Annotated in this window: 8 protein-coding genes; 2 read left to right on the plus strand and 6 right to left on the minus strand. The window is 53.3% G+C overall.

Features of this window, described 5'->3' with window-relative positions:
* Position 1: 1 nt before the first annotated feature.
* Complete coding sequence (locus EV700_RS12065; RefSeq protein WP_130414099.1) at positions 2-20,425, minus strand: YwqJ-related putative deaminase; 20,424 nt, start codon at positions 20,423-20,425, stop codon at positions 2-4.
* A 224-nt stretch (positions 20,426-20,649) separates the two neighbouring features.
* Here EV700_RS12065 and EV700_RS12070 point away from each other — a divergent pair, with 224 nt between their 5' ends.
* Both EV700_RS12070 and EV700_RS16865 read left to right on the plus strand, forming a co-directional pair.
* Entirely contained in the window at positions 20,650-21,255 is a 606-nt protein-coding gene (locus tag EV700_RS12070; protein ID WP_207224661.1) for a tetratricopeptide repeat protein, read from the plus strand.
* Between the two features lie 190 nt (positions 21,256-21,445).
* Positions 21,446-21,622, plus strand: coding sequence for a hypothetical protein (locus EV700_RS16865; RefSeq protein WP_165391455.1), 177 nt, complete (start codon positions 21,446-21,448; stop codon positions 21,620-21,622).
* Position 21,623: 1 nt separating this feature from the next.
* On the opposite strand, the gene EV700_RS12075 is transcribed toward EV700_RS16865, so the two are convergent.
* Genes EV700_RS12075 through flgF form a run of 5 tightly spaced genes read right to left on the minus strand, consistent with a single transcriptional unit; the run spans position 21,624 to position 25,684 of the window.
* Entirely contained in the window at positions 21,624-22,325 is a 702-nt protein-coding gene (locus tag EV700_RS12075; RefSeq protein WP_165391456.1) for a sigma-70 family RNA polymerase sigma factor, read from the minus strand.
* A 1-nt stretch (position 22,326) separates the two neighbouring features.
* Positions 22,327-23,082, minus strand: coding sequence for a flagellar type III secretion system pore protein FliP (gene fliP, locus EV700_RS12080; RefSeq protein WP_242610256.1), 756 nt, complete (start codon positions 23,080-23,082; stop codon positions 22,327-22,329).
* Complete coding sequence (locus EV700_RS12085) at positions 23,079-23,429, minus strand: hypothetical protein (protein WP_130414103.1); 351 nt, start codon at positions 23,427-23,429, stop codon at positions 23,079-23,081. Before EV700_RS12085 ends, fliP begins: the two co-directional genes overlap by 4 nt.
* Positions 23,426-24,508, minus strand: a complete 1,083-nt coding sequence (locus tag EV700_RS17095; RefSeq protein ID WP_242610257.1) for a FliM/FliN family flagellar motor switch protein — start codon at positions 24,506-24,508, stop codon at positions 23,426-23,428. Before EV700_RS17095 ends, EV700_RS12085 begins: the two co-directional genes overlap by 4 nt.
* Positions 24,509-25,684 (minus strand): flagellar basal-body rod protein FlgF, encoded by a 1,176-nt coding sequence (gene flgF, locus EV700_RS12095; protein WP_130414105.1) that lies wholly within the window; start codon positions 25,682-25,684, stop codon positions 24,509-24,511. It lies immediately after the preceding gene.
* Positions 25,685-25,690: the final 6 nt, after the last annotated feature.

The raw sequence follows: 25,690 nt of genomic DNA on the forward strand, positions 1-25,690 counted from the left end.
ATCATTTATCCGTTAGGGCATTCACGCCATTTGACAAATTTGAGCAATAACCACAACGCTGAGCTGGGCCAGCCGATTTAGTGAGCCAACGATTAACCATAAACATCTCACTTAAATCAATAGGAATACCTGCTGACTCTCTCGCCTGTAAGGCTTTATTCAGCGCATGAATTTCTGCATGTGCGCCAGGGGTGCTATACGGCCAGCGAACACCTAACCCAGCAGCCTCCTCGCGCAAAGCAGTGATATTCATCGTATTCGGAAGAGTTGAAACCCTATCAGCTAATAATGGGTGCAAGTCTTGTGGCAAAAACAGCTCGTTCTTACCTGAAAAGAACTCACCTGTTCTAGCATCTTTGACCCCGGAAACCACAGGCCCTCTATAGCGACCTCTATATGTCGCTGCAGCCTCTCGGGTTTGGAGGCGTAAATCGCCATAAAAATCCTGCCACTCCGCCTTGCTCATTGTTCTAGAAGCAATTAAGTCGGCAGCCGTTGTATTGTTTGCAACATTAACACGATTGAACTCCACCTTCAATGGAATAGGGTTCATGCCAAATGTCGCATAACTTGGCGTAAGGCTAACATTGATCGAAGTTGTATCCATGACACGATAAATCCGCCCTAATCCAGCTCCAGCATCCATTGCAAGACCAGGCGCAAATTTAATAGATGGCGTTAAAACACCACCAGCAACCACACCCCAAGCTTCAGCATCACCTCGATATAACCTAGTATATGCAGATCTTAATCCTTCAACCGTGCTAGCAGCCGAATTTTGGAGAGTCCCAGCTAAACCAATGGTATTTAACGAACCCTCGAAGTTTTGCAGAGATGAATAAACTGCCCCCAGTGGTTGATATTTAAAGTCATTACCAGACAGCCCGTTCAGCGCCTTATAGGAAATAGTTCCCACGGTATCAGCATATAGATAACCAGCCTCCTTAAAAAAGCTAGCCGCAGTGGATGATGCTGAATACGCGAACCTACCAACTGAAGTCCCCTCAAATAATCCATGCATCATCGGAGTAGCAGTGATATTTTGTATGCGGCCCGACTGTGCTCCGCCTACATATACATCTTCACCTAAAATACGCATCGTGGCGTATTTAGCATCACTGGGAACACAAATAGCACTGGAGCTTGTGTCAGAACCACCTAATGCAGCACTCTTCGCGGACTCAAGCTGAGCATATAATTTTCGGTCATCATCACTCCTTGCCCACTCAACACCTCCTGTGCGCAATATGCTTAAGTCTTTGCTGGATAGGTCATAGTAATACGGAGCAGTGATGACTTCCCCCGCCCTTAACACATTCGGATTACGACCATTCAACGCAAAGTATCCCTCCAGTACATGTGGGTCGTCGTACCACTGCTTACTCAAGTCAGAAACCTGATCACCTGATTGAACCGTATAATTCCTGGCAGTCAGCGCTTGGTAAATCCCTTCAGAATCAATATTCAGATGCCTGTTTTCAGCAATCTGCGCAGGTGTCAGTAACGGCGAACGCCATCCATTTGGGACTGGCGCACCATACATAGCGGCCGGAGATACCATACCCGGGGATGGTTTCGATGCAATCTCCGACGAACTCAGTGGCGGCTCAAACGGGTCTCCCAGTGGTGCGCTTCCGGGCATACGCGATGGAAGAACTGGCGAATCATTCTGCCCAAAGAAATAAGCAGATGTATCAGCCCAGGCCTTCTTGCTCATATCAATCAACAGGCTGTCCTTACGCTCACCAAATGTCTGCTTTGCATATGTACGGGCTATTGCACTCGCACCTATCGCCAAATAATCCGGCGCACCACCGCCAAACCACTTGTCTTGCAGATAACCAACCGCTGAATCACCCAAAAACTGAGGTGCGGCAGCATTCAGGACATCGCCCAAGGGGCTGGAACCGAACAAGTTAACAGAAGCATCCTTCGTATAATTTCCAACACTCGCAGACAGCACCGATCCTGCCCAACCGCCAAAACCAAACTCAGGGTGATTGCCCATAAGCCGGCCACCCATATAACTGGCGCTGTAATTAATGCTGCCCATCATAAGCGGGTTAGCTTCTGCTATTAGATTTGCCGCCGCCGTGCCAAGCTGACTGACACCGGACATCAGTCCCTGCGTTAGCCCTCCTGTTAAAGCGCCAGCAGCCATCGCCTTACCGGTCTGCTTATAGTCATAATGCTCGGAAGCTCCCCACCAGATACTCGCCAACCCCTTGAACCAGTTAAACTCTCCGTTTCCAATCTGAGAAACTACCTGGCCTGCAAAGTCACCTGCACCGGCACCCAAAGTGGGAGAGCCCGTCATGACAGTCACGATGGCAGAGACTATCATCCGAATCAGATTTGAGAACTTCCGCCACTTGCGTTTCTTCGGCTTTGGAGGAGGTGGTGCTTTGGGCTGGGGAGTGGTATCGCCAATGATTTCGGATGGATCGTAGACACTATAGACATCCGCATCGTTATGAATATTCGTGACACGGTTGGGGATATCCAGAACACGCCCCAGCATTGTGGACAGATCATCATCAGCGCTAAGACCATTGGCATCGGCAATCAGGTACCACAGACTGGCATCACCCCAAACCATTTGTGCAATCTTGGGAAGGGTGTCGCCTTGGTTGATGGTATACGTCGTTGGGGTCTTACCCGGGTAATGATCAGAGACCGGATCAAAATCGACACCAATTGAGTTTCCAGAAATCAGGCCCAAAGAAGCAATCGGCTTTCCTTCATAATAGAAGTAAGTTTGTGCCTTAGATAAGGCTCCAGAGGATGTAAAATCAGCTCGTCCGATAATACGCCCATCCAGACTGTTACTAAAACGCCTATCAAAAATCAAGCTTCCCGACGGAGCTTTGGCCTGAAGAAGCTCCCCGTCAATAGAATAATTCATATACGACGCACCAGCCGAAGAACCGTCCAACGTCATAACCGCATCACTACCCATGTCTTTGTAAGAACCATTGATAGCATCATAGTCATGTTTGGTATACTTGATTGCATACGATCGGGAGCCGCCGATAGAACGATAGTTTGTCTGATACTGCCGCTGAAGACCTGCCGCATCCATACGGGGTGTGTAGACCACTGCGCCATTCACAACAGACTTTTGGTAGCCACCACCAAACATAGTGTCATACTTGATACCTCCCGAACTATTGGTAGTGACCTGCAGAAAAAGCTTGCCATCACCCCGATAGTGATAATTATTAATCTCACTAATAGCCCCAGATGAATAACTACGGCCTACACTTACCCCCTGAAGATCATTAACCTGCGAATAGCTTGTCTGATAAGCTCCAACAGAATCAAAGACAGTTGAACCGGTAACCAATTTGATGCTTAAAAGCCCAACACTCTTTACACAATCACGCTGCTGGATAGTTGTAAGCGCGCCCATGCGATCATAACTAAAAGCCTTTTCCGTGAAACTATTTCCATCACCATTTGCAGTGAGTTCACTATATCTCCGCCCGGCCGCATCGTACTTAATCAGGGTACCTTGCCCACGTACGTAGCGGATTTCAGCATCAGAGTCATATGTCAAGCTAAAGTTGGTGTTGTAACTATAATTGCCAAGTATACCAATATTATAATTATAAAGCCCTCCATAGTCCAGCCCAAGCACACCATTAGCAACCAGCACTCGATTTTCTGCATCGTATTTGAACCAGCCAGATCCATCAACTACACCCGTATCACTACCTCCTGAAGGCTCTAATAGAACTGACCGACGATTCCCAAACTCATCATAGGAGACTCTCAATGAGGTAATAGCCGCAGAATCAGCAATAGTAATCGAACCATTCCCCAATGGATTTGAAAACACCAACTTACCCGCCGGGGAGCTGGCGTTAGATAACCGACCCAATTCGTCATGTGAGTAATTGACAATCTGTTGACTAACAACACCACCAGACGAAACATAGCCATTTGTTTCCTGGGCAGACTTCCCATTGGCATCATAAATATACGATGTGAATGTCTGCCCCTGGCTAATCTTCTTAATCAGACCATTCTCATAATACTCATAATATTTTGAGACCGGCCGCACAGCATAATCATACCCAGGGTAACCATATGACGGGAACAACAAATCCTGAAGAAAAAGCGAATCACCCAGATCCACCCCAACCTTGGAAAGCTGACCAAATCGATTATACGCGTACGCGGAGTAAACGCCATTATCCAAGGAAATCAACAGCCTTCCAAAATCATCGTAGTACCATTTCTGTGTTCTACTTCGTCCATCATACAAACCGTCACGCTCTTCAACCTTTCGGTTGAAGTTATCATAAATAAAATACTCATCAACCCCAGACTCATTATGAGTTTGAATAATATTTCCACGCTCATCGAAGATAGTATAGCTCGCCGTCCCAGCCATTCCCGTAACGCCTTTGGCAGAGTAATAACCCATGGAGGCTGAAGCGGGCGGATTATCATAATCAAAACCCAAGGTCTCCGCCAATTCAACACTGCCTCGAATCTTGGCATATTGTCGGCCAGCATAATCATATCTATATGTGTCCTCGACAACACGTTCAATCTGACCAGCAACGCCGATGTCCGTACCATGTGATGTCACGCGATTCATCGCGTCGTAGTTATAAAACTGATAATCACCAGCGCCATTGACCTTAACAATTTGATTGCCAAAGGCATCATAGTAATATCGATTCAAAACAACCGGAATGGGGGTGTCAGCAGTGTTATAATATGCCTGATAATCCAGACTTATCAGGTTGGTCCCTGCGAAATAGCTGGTTTTTTTAACCCGTTTAACCGCCTCATTAATGGCAAACCCATTCTCAAGATGAGATCCGACGCTGTCACTTATTTGTACCACGTTATCCATGTCATCGTATTGATAACTTTTGATCATAGCTGCCTGATAAGCTTTACCATGCTCGTCAACAATGGTGGATACAGCACCCTCTTCTCGAGTCAATCGATTAAATCGGTCATAACTTTTTTGTGTCGTTATATTGCCGATGGTCGTCGAAAGTTCATTACCCCAACGATCCAAAACGCGGCTAGTACTGGGTGTAAAAGTTTGCAAAGATCCCGAAATCAATGCTGAATAACTTGGCAATTGCCTTGACAACTGTCTACCCAGTAAGTCAAATGAAGTCACTGTCGTCCTGGTGGTCGCCGGATCAGACAGATTCAATGCATTAATCGCATAATAACCAGCAATCGCCTCACTATTACGACCAGCCACATTTAGATCATGCAGAGAAACACCTCCGCTCTGGATAACCCGAGTTATATTTCCAAGATAATCATGTTCAGTAGTTGTCCATCCGGCTGCATCATACGTAGAAACTACAACCCCTGTTTTATCATAAACATACGACTCTTGAGGCCTGGAGTTAAGTGTCTTTGAAACTATCTCACCAAAAGCATTGAATGAAACAGTATTTTTAGTAAGCGTTAACGTTTTTGCATCAGCAGCAAGCGGTGCAATAACATAAAAGGCAGTAGAAGGATTCGTCGTTACCGAATAACCAGAATCATAAGTTGACTGCTGTCGCCCCAGCTTATCAAAAACATATGACCGTTCAATTGTATGCTCATATTCCTGGGTGATTCCACCAACCACCCAAGCATCAAATACCGCTTTCACTTTCTGCTTCTGGCTAATAATATTTCCAGAAGCGTCTACCCCATACTTTAAAACACCAAGTCTATCAGCAAGATCCTGCAGACCCGTTATTTGTGGCAAAACAACATCTGCCGAAACCTCCGCCACAAGATGGCCATTATTGTCATATGCATAGCGGGTTTGGCGGGTTTCACCTTGCTGCGCAATATGGGTCCAAGAGTATGAAACATAGCCAGCCTTAAGTGTTTCAACAACAACATCACCGAATGCATTACGCATATATGATCGAACATTAGATGCGAGAATTTGATCTGCATCCGTGAGCTTCAGATATCCAGCTTTGGCCGCTATTTTTGCTGGATCAATAACCTGAACCAAGTTTCCGGCATCGTCATATGCATTTTCAGTTTTATTTCCTGCCTTGTCTGTTTGGCTCTTGATATGCCCAACTGCATCATATTCAACTGTAGACATAACAACTGCAGTACTACCAAATTCATAATGCCTCTGATCAAGTTCGCTTCTAATAATCCGCCCCAAGGCATCATATTCAAAGTACGTAAACCGATCAGCACCACTATCGATCTGTGTTTTTGCATCAATCATCGACCGTGTCAACTGCAAAGGATCTGAAACGAAGGCGTTCTTGTACTCCTTTTGGGCAACAACATGTCCAAGAGCATCATATTCATAAGCAGTATAATAGCCTAGTGCATTGACTTCGCCAGTTTTGCGCCCATTACCATCAAAGAAATACCGTGCATTTGTAGCACCGAGCATACTAATCGACTGATCATTTTCATCCAGAGCACAACGCGTCTCTTGCACAACATTTCCAAAGCCATCATAACTGTAAATAATCGCCGAAGAACCTGCGATTTTTCCAGCCACAGAATCAAAAAGATCAACTCGGTCCTGAATAACCTTTGTTTTTCGGCCTAACAAGTCATATTCAGTTCTAACCGTTCGATCATTTTCACTATCTCGAATGATATCGCTTAGTGTCAATCGCCCACTGACATTATTAATCACAGCATCTGATAGAGCAGTACTGAATCGTGTTACTAACTTCTGATTCCCAAAGCCATCGTAGTCATACTTTGTTACATACCCCATAGCATCAATAGACGCATCAAGCAATCCACCACGAGTGTAGAAGTAGTAATCATCATTATAGTCAACCGTATCAATGCCCGTATTGCTGACACGACAACGCACACGTGTCACCTCACCGAATCCGTTAAAGTTTTTTTGTGTATATACATAAAACCCATTAGAACGAGACTGTTGAACTTCGCCCAGGCTAAGACCTCTACAAAGATCAGCATCACTCATCAAGGAATCTTCATCCGCCGATTCAAAGCGGTGGCTACCTGTATTATAATACCCAGCCTCCCGTTTCAGAATCTGATTACCAACCACATCATAGCCATAACGGGTGAGTCGAGCCTGTGAAAAATCATCTATGAATTGACCGTCAATTATTGGACTACTTCCTATCCTGATTATGCCCTCTTTTCGTGCCGTCAAATAGCCAAAAGCATCATAGTAATTATGCGTAACTATGTAGCCTGTTTTCACTAGCGACCAGAAGTCGCCTTGAACGGTTACTTCGGGTGTAATCTCTTCACTTATCCGACCATTTGCATCATATCGGTATCTCCATACTTTCCCAGCCTTGTCGGTCTTAGAAATCGAATTTCCAAATGCATCATATTCATAAGACTCCGTTCCTCCGATCGCATCGGTAACATTCTTAATGCGATTCAGGCTATCATAATAGTACTTTTCCCGAGCAAGAACCGCCGGCCCGGATCGTAATACTTGCAGGATTTGCAAAGACCCTGCATTTGAGGCACCGCCCAGAATAGAGTCAAATGATAATGCAGCTCCAAATACCGTGAAGTCACCATCAATTATTCCAACTCGTGCATCTACAATCCCGCTATCAGCCTGCTCTCCCTTTTTATACCATCGCAGAGTTGTTCCGGCATCATATGTCTCCACCTCAAGAATATAAACCGCATTGGCCTCGATAGTACCAACTTGCGTTTTATTTGCACTGACATTTGAGGCCTTCAAAGGTGTTTGATCCAGACCATAACCAATCCAGAGCACACCATTTCTAATTTCAATCCAGTGTTTATAATCACCAGATTGCACACCCAACTGAAAACTCCCTGTTTGATCAGCCTTTACCTCAAAATACTCCAGAACACCGGTCTTGTTTTTTTGTGGAATTTTATCTGCCCAATATCCGAGCAGAACATTTGGCTCCCCTGCTATTGATGTAGACATCATCGTTACAGTATTTGCAGCCAGCGAAGATTGGCCCGCTACTCCCCCTCCTTTTTCCTGAGAAAAGAGAGGTTTGCCAAGACCCACTGCAACGTCAGCCTCAGATATCCCTACCGCACCGGCAATCCTCCGGTCATAAGCCTTGGTCTCTGCAAGCCGTCCTTGATCGTCATATATCTTTTCAGACACATAACCCAATGTGTCGATGGTGTATCTTTCACGCCCCATCAGATCATATATATGGCGAGTAGTTTTCACATTACCCGAGCCCGTATTTAATGCACTGACCATCACATGAAGATCAAGATCATTAATACCTTTAGCCAATTCGCCCGATGAAATAGCATTCTCGAAATTCAGCTCACCTATAACCCTGCCAAAACCATCATAAATATGCTCAATGACGTTACCAAGTGCACCAACAGTCTCTCTTTTTCGCCCAAGAACATCATAAATGACTCGAGTTCCTACAATATCATTTGGCCCTGTATTTACACGCCTGATCTCCTCATCAAGCCAAAGCTCTTTAATCTTGGAGTCATCAGCGGGTAAATCAATAGACTTGTTGTATTTTCGAGTCAGAACAACTTGACCGAATGCATCATATATTTTCTCCGCAACATATCCATCAGCATTAATTTCAAAGCGCATCAAACCATTGCTGTCATACACATAGCGTACGGTGCGTACATCAATATTCAGCATATTAGATGCTGAAATCTTGGCATGTAATGACTCGATTGGCATAGTCAGATCTGCATCTGACAGAACAACACTATTTCTAAATGTCGATTCCTTTTTCAAGTTGCCGGCGCTGTCGTAATCTTTCTCATCAACATTCCCTTGACCATCAACAGAAATTCGGACTCGCCCTAATACATCATATACATATCGAGTCCGCTGGACATCCACCTCAGGGTTCTGAGATTCCTTCGACACGCTGATGTTGTCAATACTGATTGCCGCTCCCGGCGTCACATTCGGGCCCTTAAGCGTCTGGATGAATCCCTTGATGTTGGTCCATCCACCACCTGTCAACTGATGCTGCAAGCCCGTTTCACGACGGCTACCCTTTTCATAAACGTAGACCTTGGTTCCCGTGGCTTCCGTCACGTACTCGACCACGTAGGTCGCATTGGTCTTCAGTGTTCCTGTCAGTTGAGCGACGCTCTGACCATTCACCCCGCTGATGGTGATCCCGGCAGAGCTGAACAGCACCCGATGCTTGCGATAGCTGGTTCCCGTTGCCTCGGACGGCGATAAACCGTTATCAACACTGACCCAGACCGAACTGCCCGTCAGACTGTTACCGGTGCTGACCTCCGTGCGGTAAACCATGCCCGTTTCATAGGCCAGCAGATTCCCGCTTAATACGTTCGGCCACTGATTCGTTGTGCCTGCGTTGGCTGTCTTGATGCTGAGTTGATCCTGCATCAGCGTCGCCGACGTTACCGCAGCATTGAGGGTCCAGGACGAAGGCAATGCACCACCGTTGAAGTCCACCACCTGGATGGCTCGCAATGCTGTCGCTACATCCGCCTCAGTTGCAACAGCCGCCCCATTGATAGCGCCAGGGTAACGCAGGGTTTCCGATACATGGCCCAGCGCGTCATAGCGCTGTTCTGTCACATAACCCATTGCATCTACGGTAAAACGCAACTGATTGTCGGCGTCATACACATAACGCTTCACTTGCGCGCCCGCACCGCTCAGGTTGACCGCGTCAGACAGCCACGCCTCGGTATAACTGACCGTGCCCACCGGCTTATCAGCATAACGGACTTCCTTGACCACGCGCCCCAGACCGTCGTAGGCACGCTCCGAAACATAACCTAAAGCATCCACGGTGAAACGCGCGTGGCCAGCTGCGTCATAGACATATCGCGTTTGCTGGGCGACTGCATCAGGCTGGCTGCCCCGCCTCGAGATCATCACGTTATCCAGTGACAATTCACCACTGGCTCCGGTGCCCGTCCCGGTAAATACCGACAGTGAGGCCGTATTCCACCCCGTCGCATCTAAACGGTGCTTCCAGCCCGCGCTTCGCTCAAGTCCCTTCTCGTAAACGTATGCAGTAGTCCCGGTCACATCCGTTTCTATTTCCACAACATAGGTGGTATCCGTGCGCAGCAACCCAAGCTCCGCACCGCCTGACACACCATTCAAACCGTTCGAGACGATGACCGCCTTGCCATTCACAAACTCGATACTGTGCTTCCGCTTTGCCGTGCCGCTCTGCCCGTTATTAATGCTGAAGCCAGTGTAGATGCCCGCCAGGCTGGCTCCGGTGCGTAATTCGCCCCGGTAGACCTTGCCCACTTCATAAGCAATAGTGCCATTCGTTTCATATAGCACTCGGGGCCAACCCACTCCACCATCAGCCTGGGAACGCACCGTCAGATGGTTATCAACGATACTGGCCTGCGCCGTGTTGGTGGTTAGCGTCAAGTCCGCCGACAACAATCCCGTGAAGCTCTCGTTCAGGATGCTGTGCACCGCCAGATCAATATCCGCCGCCGTAACCACGGCATCAACGTTGATAGCCTTGGCATGACGGAGCGTGGAACTGACCCGGCCAAGACTGTCATAACGCTGCTCCGTCACATAACCCATCGCATCCACAGTGAAAAGCAACCGGCCACCGGCGTCATACCCGTAACGCGTCACCTGCGCGCCCGCACCGCTCAGGTTGACCGCGTCAGACAGCCACGCCTCGGTATAACTGACCGTGCCCACCGGCTTATCAGCATAACGGACTTCCTTGACCACGCGCCCCAGACCGTCGTAGGCACGCTCCGAAACATAACCTAAAGCATCCACGGTGAAACGCGCGTGGCCAGCTGCGTCATAGACATATCGCGTTTGCTGGGCGACTGCATCAGGCTGGCTGCCCCGCCTCGAGATCATCACGTTATCCAGTGACAATTCACCACTGGCTCCGGTGCCCGTCCCGGTAAATACCGACAGTGAGGCCGTATTCCACCCCGTCGCATCTAAACGGTGCTTCCAGCCCGCGCTTCGCTCAAGTCCCTTCTCGTAAACGTATGCAGTAGTCCCGGTCACATCCGTTTCTATTTCCACAACATAGGTGGTATCCGTGCGCAGCAACCCAAGCTCCGCACCGCCTGACACACCATTCAAACCGTTCGAGACGATGACCGCCTTGCCATTCACAAACTCGATACTGTGCTTCCGCTTTGCCGTGCCGCTCTGCCCGTTATTAATGCTGAAGCCAGTGTAGATGCCCGCCAGGCTGGCTCCGGTGCGTAATTCGCCCCGGTAGACCTTGCCCACTTCATAAGCAATAGTGCCATTCGTTTCATATAGCACTCGGGGCCAACCCACTCCACCATCAGCCTGGGAACGCACCGTCAGATGGTTATCAACGATACTGGCCTGCGCCGTGTTGGTGGTTAGCGTCAAGTCCGCCGACAACAATCCCGTGAAGCTCTCGTTCAGGATGCTGTGCACCGCCAGATCAATATCCGCCGCCGTAACCACGGCATCAACGTTGATAGCCTTGGCATGACGGAGCGTGGAACTGACCCGGCCAAGACTGTCATAACGCTGCTCCGTCACATAACCCATCGCATCCACAGTGAAAAGCAACCGGCCACCGGCGTCATACCCGTAACGCGTCACCTGCGCGCCCGCACCGCTCAGGTTGACCGCACCCGACAGCCACGCCTCGGTATCCGAATTCCCTGCATAGCGGATTTCTTTGACCACACGCCCCAAAGCGTCGTAGGCACGCTCCGAAACATAACCCAAAGCATCCACGGTGAAACGCACGTGGCCGACTGCGTCATATACGTACCGCGTTATCTGCGCATCTTCTGCACTCAGGTTGCCCACATCCGACAGCCACGCTTCGGTATAACTGACTGTGCTTACCGGGGTCCTCACATAACGGACCTCCTTGACTACACGGCCCAAGCTGTCGTAAGCACGCTCCGAAACATGCCCCAATGCATCTACCGTAAAACGCAGGTGATCGTCAGCGTCATACACGTAACGTGTTACTTGAGCATCAGCGGGACTTAGATTCAGGGCATTTGACAGCCACGCTTCGGTATAACTGATCGTACCAACCGGCTTCTGCACATAGCGGGTTTCCTTAACCAGCCTGCCCAGAACGTCATACTCTCGCCCCGTCACGTAGCCCAGAGCATCAAAATTGAAGACCTCCCTGTTCAGTCGGTCATAAACCTTGTTCGTCGTAGAGGTATCCGTTGGGCTGGCGCCGTTGGTCGCCGTCACGGCCGCCTGGATATCCTGAAGCACCAGACTGGCCGGCACGCTGATTTTCTGGGCATACTGAATCGTCCGGGTCACCCGGTCCAAACCGTCATAGCGGTTCTCGGTCACGTTCCCCAGGGCATCAATGATGTATACCAGGCGGCCATCCAGGTCATAACGGTACTGGTTGCGCTGCATGACGCCATCCGCCTCGCTCACCACCACCGGTGTGTCGGCACCGATGGCACGGGCATAGCTCAGGCTCTCAATCACTCGCCCTTGGGCATCAAACCGCTTTTCTGTCACATAACCCAGGGCATCCACGCTGTAACGCTCGCGACCGGCGCTGTCATACTCCCGCCGGGTGGAAACGGATGCCTTGTTCTGCAACGCCGCGGACACGGTGCTTTCGGTCAGCGTCGATGGCAGTGTTGCCAATGCTTCGGTGTAACGCTTTTCCTGGATGACACGCCCGGCATCGTCGTAAATGTATTCCGTCACGGCATTCAAGGGGTCCAGCACGAACTTGGTTCGGCCCGCCGCGTCATAGACTGTCCGTGACCAGGCTGCCTGGGTGGTCGGCGTACCGTTCAGACGCCACTCCTTCAGGTTATCAATGCTCACCGTTGAGTTGTCATACGCCGGATTGCGACGCCCCCAGATGCGGAAGCGCATATCTGTCCAGGCGCCGGCATCGGCGCTCTGGCTGAAGCCGCTGTCACGACCCATGCCCTTTTCATAGACATACAGGGTCGTGCCTTCCGCGCGAGTTTCCAGCTCTATCACATAGGTGGTATTGATCTTCGCCACACCCAGCAAGACCGACTTTTCTTCCGTATCTGAATAGGCTACTGAACGCAGGTTACCGTTATCAAAGAACAGGATATGGCGGCGGAATGCAGCGCCGTAGGAGTTTTTGCTGTTATCCAGCCCTATCTTGAAGCTTTTCGGCAGGGTGGCTCCCAGCGTGAACTCAGCCTGGTACACCATCCCTGAACTGAACGCCTTGAACGCACTCTCATAGATAGATGGCTCGACATCTGCCCCAATTGCGTTGGTCAGGGTTATCTTTCCACCGCTCAGTGAAAGGACATCCGGGTAGCTCTGAACTGTCATCCCAGAGACAGCATTATCATCCAGGTCATCCGACCAGACCGGATATAGTTGCGCGGCTACCACCGCCTCACTCAATACTGTCCCAGCCGCCAAAACCTTCGCATGGCGGATGGTTTCCGTGACGCGGCCCAGAGCGTCATAGCGCGTTTCCGTCACTTGATTCAGCGCATCCACGGTGAACCGCAACCGGCCGGCGTTGTCGTAGACATAACCCGTCCGCTGGGTACCGGCTCCGGCCAGACTCAGGGCATTTTGTATATCCGTCTCTGTTGCCGCAGTCTCCCGTGGAATCGGCTGGTCATAGCGTTTCACTTCCGTGACATGACCGGCAGCGTCGTAACGCTTCTCAGTTACATTGCCCAGGGGGTCGATCACAAAACGCTGATGGTTCAGGCTGTCGTACACATAACGGGTGCGGTTTCCCACCACTGTGGTCGCCGTGCGTGTGGAGATTGACAGATTATCAATATAGGCTTCACCATTCGTATCGGACGGTGACTGCAGACCGTAAAGCGTAAAGCGCGCCTCATCCCAGCCACTGGTGTCAAACTCGTCCTTATAACCATCGGCCCGGGTTTTTCCCTTTTCATAAACATACAGCGTGGTTCCACCGGCACGGGTCTCAATTTCCAGCACATAGGTGGTGGATGCATTCGCCACGCCCAAAAGCGGCGTGGCGCTGATGCTGTTATCATTGACAGCGCTGTACCACTTGCCCCCGGTTAAATAAAGAGCATGGCGGCGGTAATTATTTGCGGAAAGCCCCGCTGCCGAGCCAAGGCCCTCATTGGAAAGCCCGACGATTAACCTGCTCGGCAGGGTAGCGCCCAAAGTAATTTCCATCCGATATTGCTGGCCCGGCTCAAAAGGCCGTGAAGCCCCTACTAGCGTCTGAGTGAGACTTGTTGTTGCGTTACTCACAGAGCACAGGACTAAACGGCGGCTGACTGCGTCGTAACGGAAAAGGCCCGGGTAGGTATTCAGGAGGTTCTGGGAGGAAGACGTTAGCGCCGTCAAACCGGTGTCCGGCGTATTTGTAGCGGCTGGCCAGCTCAGAGTGTCCGTTGGTAGTTCACGCTCATGCGTGATGGTTTCAGTGACATTACCGGCGGCATCATAACGAGTTTCCGTCACCTGCCGCAAAGCATTGATCTGATAGCGCGCACGACCATCGCGGTCATATACGGTATATGTCCGCTGATCGCGCACCGTATCGGCGGCGGGCGGAGAAAAAGTGACAGTTCCCGCCGTTGTGACCGAGCTGACCACATCCCCATAAGTGTCGCGCGCGGCCTTGGCGATGACGTTGGCATACTTCAAGGTGCTGATGACCCGGTCATTTGCATCGTAGTAGTAACGGGTGACCTGGCCCTCGCTGTCCACCGTGTACATGAGCAGCCCGGCCACATCATTCACATACCAGGTGCTGTTACCCAACGCATCGATCTTGCGGGTCAGCCGACCCTCCAGGTCATATTTGTACAAGGTCGTCAGGTTCAGACCGTCCGGATCCTGGCTTTCACTGATGCGGCGGCCCAGGTCATCGTAAGCATATGCGGTGACCTGTTGCGACGGATTGGCGGCATCGCCACGGCTGATGCGCAGCTGCCGGCCCGCGCCGTCATAGGCGTAACTGGTGGTCAGTTTCAATCCCGCTGGATCAACCGTCACTGTTAGCGTTTGCCCATTACGGTCATAACTGTATTCCGTAATCCGTTGCGCCGTACTGCCCTCGCCTTCCGTGACTCGTATCTGGCGGCCTTGGCCGTCGAAGGCATAACGGGTGGCATTCCCGTTCGTGGCCTCATCCAGGCGCCGGATGATCCGGTTGGCGGCGTCATATTCCAGGTGAACCTGACGACCTTGGACATCCGTGCTTTGGATCATCCGGCCGGAAACGTCGTACACATTCAGGTTGTCGTTGCCTTGGGCGTCAACAGTTCGGGTCAGCTGGCCGTCACGGTTGTACTCATACGTCGTGATATTATTGCGGCCGTCTACTACCTTCAGGGTTTCACCGTGCCGGGTCTTCCAGGTACTGAGCGCAATTCCTTCCGGGGTGGTGACGGTAACCGTGCGGTTAGTATCATCATAGGCATAGACCGTACTGTTCCCCATTCCGTCGACCTGAGTCAGCATGCGTCCATAGGCATCATAAATGCTCTTACGGACATGGCTTAACGGGTCGGTCACGGTCACCTGACGGCCGTTGGAGTCATACTTAGTAGTGGTCAGCTTTCCCAAGGCATCGGTTTGCTCGATGATGCGTCCAAACGCATCATACTTGGTCGATGTCACCCGGTTCAGGCCGCCCAGGTCCTCCGTTACCCCCACGCGCTCTCCGCGCTTGTTGTAACGAGCCTCCATGACTGTGGATTCGGGAGTGGCGCCCTTCTTTAGCTGGCGGGTAGTTTGGTATAACTGCCCGAAGTCGGTATAAGTGAATCCTGTTTCAAAACCTTCACCATCAGTCTGTTTGACCAGCAAGCCACGATTGTCATAATCGTACTGGGTCCTGCTGTCTGTTGCCGAATTACGGATCCCCTGCACCAGCGCCCGCAGGCCAGTCGTCAGCACCCCGCCCTGCAACGATTCCCGGCCCTCAGCACCGGTCAGGCGGCTCAAGCCCCCACCGACATTGATGTTGGTCAGGCTTTCAAAGTCATGGTTGTAAATCCGGCCCCGTGTCGAACTCACCACCTCCAGATTGTCAAAAAGTACCGTATGACCTTCCTGCTTATATGCTCCGTTATAATCGGCAAACAGGTATACATAAAACGCACCCGCAGTAGTCACTGTGCCAGTTACCGTCAACGGCTGCCAATCACCAACACCATAGGCATCCAGTGCCGCCGTGTTGATAGCGGACCCGCCACTGGCACCTAAACTCACACGCGCCCGGGTATCCGCAGTTGTCTTAAACCAGACCGTCGCAGTAATAACCTCGCCAACGGCGAAGCTTCCCAGCGAGAGCAAGGCAAAGCTGCTGGTGCCTGGCTTGTAGGCAACCTGCAACGCCTGGCTGCCGTCAAAGCTGCTGACCGTACTTTGCCTGACCGAATCCACCCGTGCCGCCTGCAGGAACCAGCCCGTCGTCGCCGTCAGCGCCGACGCCTGGTTTACTCCGCTGTCAAAGCTGTCCGTGAACCAGAACTGGCCATTTTTCAGAACCACCACATCGTCGTAAGTCACCGCGTGCGTCTGGGCTGCGGCGGGATTGAAGGCATCGGCATTCAGATAGAGGTAATAATCTTCGGCTGCCGTCGCGGTTGCCGTGATCGTGACCTTTTTCCAGCCCTGTGTGCCAACCGACTCGATCCAGTTCGCCTGGACAGCGGCTCCGGCGCTGTTGCCCAGATAGACGGCGGCCCGGGTATCCGCGCCCGCCTTCAGCCAGACGGTGGCGGTGACAACATCACCAGCCGCCACACTGCCCAGATTACGGCTCAATGTGCTGGGTGTTCCGCTCTGGTACCACAACCGGGCGGCCCCACTGCCGCTATAGGTGGAGGCGGTCGTCGCCGTCACCAGATCATTCGGCTGTCCGGCTCCGCTCCATCCGGTCAGACCAGACTCGAAGCCATCCACATAACGGAACTCCCGTGCGGCGCAGCTGACCTCTAGGTCATCATAAACAACCTGATGCCCCTGAATATGGTTGGCACCTTCGCGATCTCCGTAGAGATATACAAATAATGGGCCATTCGCCGTCGCCTTGTAACTGACCGTAATCTGCTGCCACTGGCCATTACCATAGACTTTGACGGACGCTCCGGCGCTAGCGGGCCCGACATAGAGCGCCCCCTGCGTGTCCGCATCCGCCTTGAACCAGACGGTTGCAGTCACCACATCACCTGCATTGAAGCTGCCTAAGCTACGCGAAATACTATTATTGGTCCCTGCCTTGTACCAGATGCGCGCCGCCTGGTTGCCGCCATGCGTGCTGTCCGTGGCCCTATCATTCTGGTTGGACGCCAGTTTTGTCGTGTAGCGAGTGGTCTCCTGAATCTCGCCAAAGTTGTTGTAGACGGTCTCGCTGACTTCTCCTTCCGCATTGATCGTATGCGTCAGGCGGCCCTCGGCGTCGTAGTAATACACAGTGCGGTTGCCCGCTGCGTCGGTAAAGGCGGATTTACGGCCCAACATATCGTATTCGTAGCCGGAACCGAACTGACGGTAGACCGCCGCTTGTGAGGCATCTGACATCCCGTTCGTAATACGGGTCGAGGCCTCTCCTCCCAACTGTGCCACCCGTTGTCCCAGGACATCGTAGCGGTTGCGGGTGGCGCGCTCCTCACTGGTACCTTGGGCGGCCGTTTCACGGACAACGCGGCCATACGCATCATACTCATACGCCGTCACGGTGCCGGCGGCATCCGTCACCGTCAATATCCGGCCGAGGCTGTCATAGGCGGTGGTGGTGGTCTGGCTGGTGCCGCCCAGCAAGGCTGCCTTCACCGTACCCAACAAGGTCAAAGCCGTGACCGACACCGTATAGGGGGTGGCATAACGGACTGTCTGCTGAGTGTTGCCGGCCGCATCATAGGCCGTCTCGGTCAGGAACTGCTGCTCATCCAGCACGCCGGTGCGGCGGCCGGAGGCATCGTAGAAATAATAGGTGCTCAGGGCACCGGTGCCGGAAGGACGGACATCCGCCAGAGTGGCACCGGCCTGCTGCGCAGGGGTGGTCACTACCGCATAACGTTTGACCTGAAACAACTGACCCGCCGCGTTGTAGAGGTTCTCGGTCAGATACCCTTCGCCATCAAGGGTTGCCTGCGGCCGACCGTCCTTGTCATAAAAATAGCGGCTGGTCCGGTCACCGCACTGGGTCTGAACCAGCTGGTCCCGAGCGTCATAACTGTGCGTCGTAACAACTCCGGCTGCATCCGTTACCGTCCAGAGCCGGTCGGCGGCATCATAGCCATAGCTTGTCCGGCGATCCTTTGCCACCGCAGTCGGGCGAATCTGCTCAATCCGGGTTTTCGTCATCACCCCCGCGCTGCTGATCCAGCCCGCTGTATCAACCCGGGTGACATACCGCGCTTCAACAGACAAGCGGCCGGTCGCCGTATAGGTGTACTCGGTGACAACCCCAAGTTTGTCGACCCGGGCGCTGATACGCCCCGCCTCATCATAAAAAGTAAAGCTGCGTTGTCCAAATGCGTCTTGCTCGGCAACCAGACGGCCGGCATCATCGTAGGTATAGGTGGTCACCCGTGACGATACGCCTGTGCCGCCCTCCACGACCGTCAGCAAGCGGCCTGCCACATCATACGTGCTGGTCACGTTGCGCCCGCTGCCATGCGTGACCGTCAGGGTCCGGGCGGCGCCGTCATAAACCGTGGTATGGCTGCCCTCGGCATCAATCTGGCTTTGCAGGCGGCCCAGACCGTCATACACATTGCTGGCCAGCGTGGTCCTGCTGCTGCGATCTGATCCGCGCACGACAATCGTCTGCAGCAACTGTCCATGCCCGCTATAGGCATACTCCGTCACCACCGCCGCGCTATCCAGAACGCCGTTACCGCTACTGTCAACCGTGGCGTAGTCTGTCCGCTTGCTGAGATTGCCGCGGACATCGTACTGCGTCACGCTCAAGGTGGTGCGGGTCTTGTCCTGGGCGACAACCCAGGTATTGAGCGCCGACTCACTGACGGTGCCGGCATACACGGCACCACCGTACTGGATGACCCGTTCGGGCAGCCCCTGAGCACTGTACCGGTACTCCGTGACGCGGCCCTCGGCGCTGACGGTGTAATGCAGACGGTCGGAAGCGTCATAGGAATAACGCGTAATCTGTCCGGTGGCGGGATCCGTCCAGACCGCCGCCACGCTATCGTATGTCGAGGCAGTGGTATAGCGAGTCTCGGTCAGCAACTTGTTGGTTGCACTGTAAGTCCTGCACAGGGTATTGGCCGACACATTGTCCAGGTACTCACGCTCAAGGATCCGGTTGCCATTGGTGTCATAACCGTAGCTGATCGAATGACTGCCAGAACTGATGCTGACCAGATTGCTGTCAGAGTCATAACCGAAGGCGGTGGTTGTCAGCGGTTGTCCCCCGCTGGATGGGCTACGGATTTCAACCAGCCGTTGAGATTCGTCATAGCGGTAGGCCCACGCTTGCCCCAATCCGTTACTGACCGTGGTCGTACGATCCAAACCAGTACCATAGTCAAATGTGGTCACTCCGGAAGCATCCGTAACCTGCCATACGCGATACTCGCCTCCGACCGTCACCTGCTGGTACTTGAAGCTGACACTGGTGCCGTCGCTCTGACTGATCAAGGAAATCCGTCGGCTGTAAACGCCGTTCAAATCCTCATACGCAAAGTCGGTGACATAGACCTTGGCTCCCGCCGGCAAGGTTCCGGCCGGGGTGGCGCCCGCGTCAGCAATGCTGTTGTCAACCGTCAGGTCCGTGAGGACCCGTTTCAAACGGCCCTGGGTATCGTAATAGTAGTAAACCTGCTTCGTCGGGGCATCGCTGCCGGTCAAGCGGGTATCCAGACGCTCCAGTTGACCGCCTGCATTATAGTTGTAAATCAGCTCCGAGCCGGAACTGTCCCGAACACCGGCCAGACGTCCCGCGGCATCGTAACTGTAGGTGAGGCTGGTACCGCCGGAGTCCGTGACACTTTTAAGACGGCTTTGCCCGGGCAGCCCCGGGACCGCTTCATAGACTTCGGTGGCCCGGGTATCCCCATCGACCCATGACCAGGTGGAATCGGACGCCGACCAGCTCAGGGAGTCATGAGCACCAGGACCTTCAGCGGACTGGTATCGCCCCCCGCTCCAGGTAAAAAGCGTTTCATGCCCGTCGCCATTGATACGGGTCACAGTGCTGCCTGCGGTGTTGACCGTACCGGTCAGGATCAAACGGCGCTCGCCATCCCAGCGCCAGCCATCGGCATCGGCATCATTGGACTGGCCAAGCACATTGTAGGTGCGCAATGCCGGGAGATCCTGACCCAGGCCGGACAACTGCTCGTCGGTAAATTGCAGAATCAGGTTGCCTGTTGCCGTATTGACCGCCGCCCGGCCGTTAGCCTGCCCAAAACCGGTCTGACCACTGACGCCGTTTCCACCCAGCGTGTTGAGCGAGGTATTGAACAAACCCAGTCCGTTTCCCGTAACAATGGCAACCATTCCCGAATCTCCGGCAAGCTAAATCGCGGCGCAACCAGCATAAAGTGCGCTCTATATATGTCTTATTCCCGGATTTTGAAAATTGTTAAGGGTAAAAACGAAATTTTTTTATTGCCCTTCCAAGACGATCGCCACCCGCAATCCACTACAATTCATAGCCTGCCGTTCACGTTGCTTCAGGGTGACCGGAATACATTGCCCTATCAATCAATCAGGAATGCAGCATGATGACTCTGGACGCTGGCGAATACTTTCACCTAGCTCTGCATGCGGTCAGGCAAAACGACCATCACGCGGCATTACAATACCTGAAGCAGGTACTGGCCCTGGAGCCGGACAATGCCGCCGCGCATTACCTGATGGCAGCGGAACATGCCGAACTGGGATTATTTGACAGGGCGATACAGGGCATGGAGGAAGCGCTTGCACTGCGTCCGGACCTGGAGATCGCCCGTTTTCAACTGGGATTGCTACACCTGCAAGGCAATCGCACTCAGCAGGCAAGCACTGCATTCCAAGCGCTGGAGAGCATGGCAACCGACTCGGCCTTGCTGGCCTTCGCACGGGCCTATCTGGCCCTTATCAGCGACCTGCCGGCGGAAGCGGTGCCGTGGCTGGAGCAAGGGATCGCTCAATGTGACAACAATCCCTCCTTAAAAGCCGACATGAATCGCGTACTGGACTCTGTCAGGCAGAAGCTTGAACCGGCCCCGGCTGAATCGCTTACCACATCACCGGAAAACACCGACCCTGAAAAGGGCTTGCCCGCTTCCGTGCTGTTCTTGGGTGCGTATCGGGACTCCCTGAAAGACGAAAATGACCCCCATTAATCCTGCCCGTTTGTCCAGTATCCTGAAGGGACTAGCAATCGGACCAGCAACAGAACGGCCTGAAGCCGTTCCTCAAGCAGGTTCGGCCCCTACACCGAAACGACCATCCCGCAGAAGCCTGTCGTTGCTCAGGACCCGCTTGGAGGCGCGAATCAGCGCCCTAAAGGTGTCTGGCTGTTATGAAGAACAGATGGCTGAAATCACCATCAGGGAAGTCCTGATCTGGGAATTCGGGGAGTCCGTCCTGGAAAACCCGGATTTCAGCAGGGTTGTCAAACAAGTGACCGAAGTCCTGATGCAGCAACCTCCCATTGCCAAGGCATTGACACGCCTGATAAATGAGATGGGCTTGTCCCGCACCGATTGATTCACCACTTCAAATCCAGATCGTCCGCCTGCTCATATCCGGCGCGGATTCGCTGCAAGGCTTGCCGGTGGAGTTGAGAGACCCTTGCCCGGGATATCCCCATCAACTCTCCCAGCACCGCGAAGTCCAGTTGCTGATAATAGTGACCTTCAATGATCTGGCGTTCCCGGGGGGGAAGCGCCGAAACATAATCCTGCAACAAATTCCTGTTGGCGGCGCGGGCATAGATATCCTGCGGCCCTTCCTGCATCATCGGCTCGGCAATTCCCATTTCCAGAAAAAATCCGAACGCCAGATCCACGGCTGCGTTGACCAATACCTCAAAGCTGGCCTCTTCATCATACGCCACTTGATTGGAACGATCAGGATGTCTTGACCGGGCATCCTGAACATAACAGGACAAACCCTTCAATACTGCACCCTTGATGAAAGGCTCGGCGAACGTCTGGAAACGGACCCCGCGCTCGGGTTCGAAACGCTCCAAAGCCTGCAGCAAGCCCAACGAGGCAAAATGGATATAGTCCCCCCACTCGGCAAGAGGATGAGGATAAACAGCCAGCAGCCGGGCAGTCAGTATCCTGATCCAGCCACCATAGTGAAAAAAAAGGGAGGTTCTTGCCCGGGCATCACGGTGCTGGGCCCAGTCAGTCCACCAGGCCGCCAACTGCTCGTGTTCTGCCCCCGGACCATCAACAGCCACCACTTCAGGATCCGGTTGCACTTCGCACCAGAACCTGCGCCACCAGGCCCCATCCGTCTATCATCAGGAACAGCATGATCTTGAGGGGAAGCGAGATGGTGACCGGTGGAACCATGATCATGCCCAGGGACATCAGGATGGAAGACACCACCAGATCGATGACCAGAAAGGGCAGGAAAATCACGAAGCCGATCTGGAAGGCCAACCTGAGTTCGCTCAGCATGAAGGCAGGCACCAGATTGACGGGCGAAAGCTCATCAACGGTAGCGGGCAGCGGCTTCCCGGCCATGTCGTGGACGAGGGCTAGATCCGCCTCCCGGGTCTGGTGCACCATGAAATCCCGCAGCGGCGTCCAGGAAGCCTTTCCCGCTTCCTCCAGCGTCATCTGGTTAGCCAGAAATGGCTTTACACCAGCCTCATAGGAGCGCTCCAGCGTGGGGGACATCACGAAGACCGTCAGGAAGAAGGCCAACAGCAACAGCACCAGATTGGGCGGGGTCTGCTGCAGGCCCAGCGCCTGACGCACCATCGACAGCACCACGATATTGCGGGTGAAGGTGGTCATCGCAATCAGCATGAACATCAGGAAGGACAAGGCTGTCAGCATGACGAACATGCCAACCGGCGACCCCATCTGCCCCGCCTTCATGGTTGACCACTCGGATGCACCGGGGACGGCAGCCATGGCCGGAAGTGCCACGACCAGCAGCGCCATTATCTTTGCCAAATGCGGCAGGTAACGGAATCCGGTCTTTTTCATGCTTCCTTTTCCGGGGGTGTCTTACCGGGCACGGTAGGCAGAATGGTGGTTTCCACACCAGATGCCCCCTCTACGATCAATACTTCGGTTTCGTCGACCTTGATCAGAAAAGCCGTTGTGCGGGCGGAAAGCCGCAAGGACTGCAGGGCTTGCATCCGTTTCAAGGGGGCGCCCGGCAACTGCGTCAACCAACCCTTGCGGGCCAGCAGACGCAAACCTGCATATACCACCAGCAACAGGACCGCTGTAATCAGCATTTCCTTGACCAGCAGATCCCACCCCACTCCGGCCTCGGCAGCCCGGAGTGGCAATCCGCCCCCCGTAGACGGCGTAACCGGACTGCTCACAGGATTTCCGTGATCTGGATGCCGAAATTATCCTCGACGGCAACCAACTGTCCTTTGGCGACCTGTTTACCGTTGAGCCTTAGGATGACGGGATCTTCAACCCGTTGCCGGAGCGTTACCACATCCCCGTTCTTGAGGGCAAACAGCTCATCAAGGCTCAGGGACGCCGTGCCGATTTCCGCCACTAGTTCTACGGCAACATGGCCCACCAGTTTCAGATCCTTTTCCAGCAAGGGCCTGCCCGCAGGGGCCGGTGAGACTTCTCCCAACCCGATTTGCTCAACCACCTGATTCAAGGTAACTGCCTCCGACATATTTTGCTTGGCCGATCCGGTAAGGATCAGCGCCTTGGAATCGCCACGTTTGCCCAGACGACCCAAGGCCAGGATTTCACCGTTGTCACTACAAACCTGAAATAAGGCCTCCAGGGAGGCCAGGCCGCGAATGACGTCCCCCTTCTCCAGCTGGCGTACCTCCATCAACGGCAGGATCGCCACCGGCAACTGGATCGTTACGTCAACGGCCGCCTGAGAAAGACAGTCACGTCGGTGTTCCAGCCGGCCTCTCCCGGAGGACGGTTTCACGGGCGGCAGATCCAGAACGAAGCGCCAACGGAATGCGCCCCCATCACACTCCAGAATCTGCCGTCCCGAACCGGTACCCTGCCGCCCTGGTTGCGGGGCCTTACTGGAGGGTTCCTCCGCGCCAGTAATTTCTGCCGCCGATGCAACCCGCTTGATCAGGTCCGATCCAGCGGCTCGCAAGAGGTCATCCGCAACCTCGTCATCCGGCAATGTATCCGCCCATGTACCGAAGACGATGTTGCGCCAAGCCCCCTTCTCAGGCTCGCGAACCCATGCCCCTCCGGTTGGCCCCGAAACTCCCAGCCAGCTTAGACCATGCTCGGACAGCCAGACCGGATCGGCTGCACCTTCAGTCATCTTGCAGACCGTCGGTGAGGCACGCTGTCCATCTTGGGATTTCAGACACCATAACTCGCTCCACTGCTCTAGCGCTTCGGCCAGTCTTGCCTCCAGGGCGACGCGACGGCTGGCTCCGAGAAGGATAAAAGGCCGCATTCAACCCCCTCGCGTTGTATTGTAAAGCTGGTCGAGCATTTCGTTGGCTACCGTCATGACCCGGGAGCTGGCCTGATAACCCCGCTGGATGATCAGAATGTCACCGAACTCCTGGGACAAGTCCACATTCGACAGTTCGATATAGCCGCCCTGGATCTTGCCGAATTGCACGGAGTTGGGCTTGCCGATCTGGGCCGACATGTTCTTGGGGGCATCGTACAAGGATTTTTCCCCCTGCAGCAAAGCGGACTCATCGGCAAAATCGGCAAGGACGACTTGTTGGCCATCCTTCTTTTCTCCGGTTGAGTACGTCAGCTTCATGACTCCGGACTCATCGAAACTGAAGGTGGTCAGGCCGGCCAAGGGCGCCCCATCGGTAGCCCTGGCGGTCAGATTGGACCCAGTGCCCGTCAACTGGGTTGCCTTCGAAAGGCTTCCCGGCGTTCCGAAATCCAGGACAATGTTTTGCGACTGGCCATTGCTGGTTAATATGGTGGTCAAGGTATTGAATCCCGCCATGGGAGAGCCATCAGGGCTGAAACGGATTTCGCCCTGGGAAACCGTAGTCCCCTGATAACCCACCTCGACCTTCCAGGTGTTGGTCGATGTGGTGGTGGACGTATTGGTAAAGGTCAGGCTCAGATTCAACTGAGCTCCCGTTGCGTCATAGAACTGCACGGCCGCAATGTTATGAGTCGCACTGCCAATGACCAGATTGCCGCTCAGGTCAATCTTGGTGGTCGGTTTGGGCGCCATGGTCTTAAGGGCGGTCATGTCGATGGACGTCAGATTTCCGGCGGAATCGTAACCGTTCAACTTGTAGCCGGAGACGCTTTCAACCAGCACATTATCCTTATCCAGCATGAACTGGCCGGAGCGGGTGAAATGCATGTTCCCGTCCGCATCCTTCAGGATAAAGTATCCCCTGCCCTTGATGGCCAGATCGGTTTCATTGCCGGTCTGCCGCAGCTCGCCAGCTGCCGTTCTCAACGTTACTCCGGCGATCTCGGAGCCATAGCCTCCGCCATCCTGAGTCCCTCCGCCCACGCTGCGGTAGAAGGTACTGGTGCCCCTGAACCCGGGAGTATTCATGTTAGAAACGTTATTCGAGACGTTGTCGAGCCCCTTGGAAAAAGAGAACAGCCCGCTCAAACCATTAAAAAATGCCTGCAACATAACCAG

The sequence above is a fragment of the Fluviicoccus keumensis genome, assembly GCF_004217445.1.
Lineage (GTDB): Bacteria > Pseudomonadota > Gammaproteobacteria > Pseudomonadales > Moraxellaceae > Fluviicoccus > Fluviicoccus keumensis.

Excerpts from the sequence above, each read along its gene's own strand:
- EV700_RS12065 (WP_130414099.1), bottom strand. The coding sequence starts at position 20,425 with ATGGTTGCCATTGTTACGGGAAACGGACTGGGTTTGTTCAATACCTCG.
- EV700_RS12070 (WP_207224661.1), top strand. The coding sequence starts at position 20,650 with ATGATGACTCTGGACGCTGGCGAATACTTTCACCTAGCTCTGCATGCG.
- EV700_RS16865 (WP_165391455.1), top strand. The coding sequence starts at position 21,446 with ATGGCTGAAATCACCATCAGGGAAGTCCTGATCTGGGAATTCGGGGAG.
- fliP (WP_242610256.1), bottom strand. The coding sequence starts at position 23,082 with ATGAAAAAGACCGGATTCCGTTACCTGCCGCATTTGGCAAAGATAATG.
- EV700_RS17095 (WP_242610257.1), bottom strand. The coding sequence starts at position 24,508 with ATGCGGCCTTTTATCCTTCTCGGAGCCAGCCGTCGCGTCGCCCTGGAG.
- flgF (WP_130414105.1), bottom strand. The coding sequence starts at position 25,684 with ATGTTGCAGGCATTTTTTAATGGTTTGAGCGGGCTGTTCTCTTTTTCC.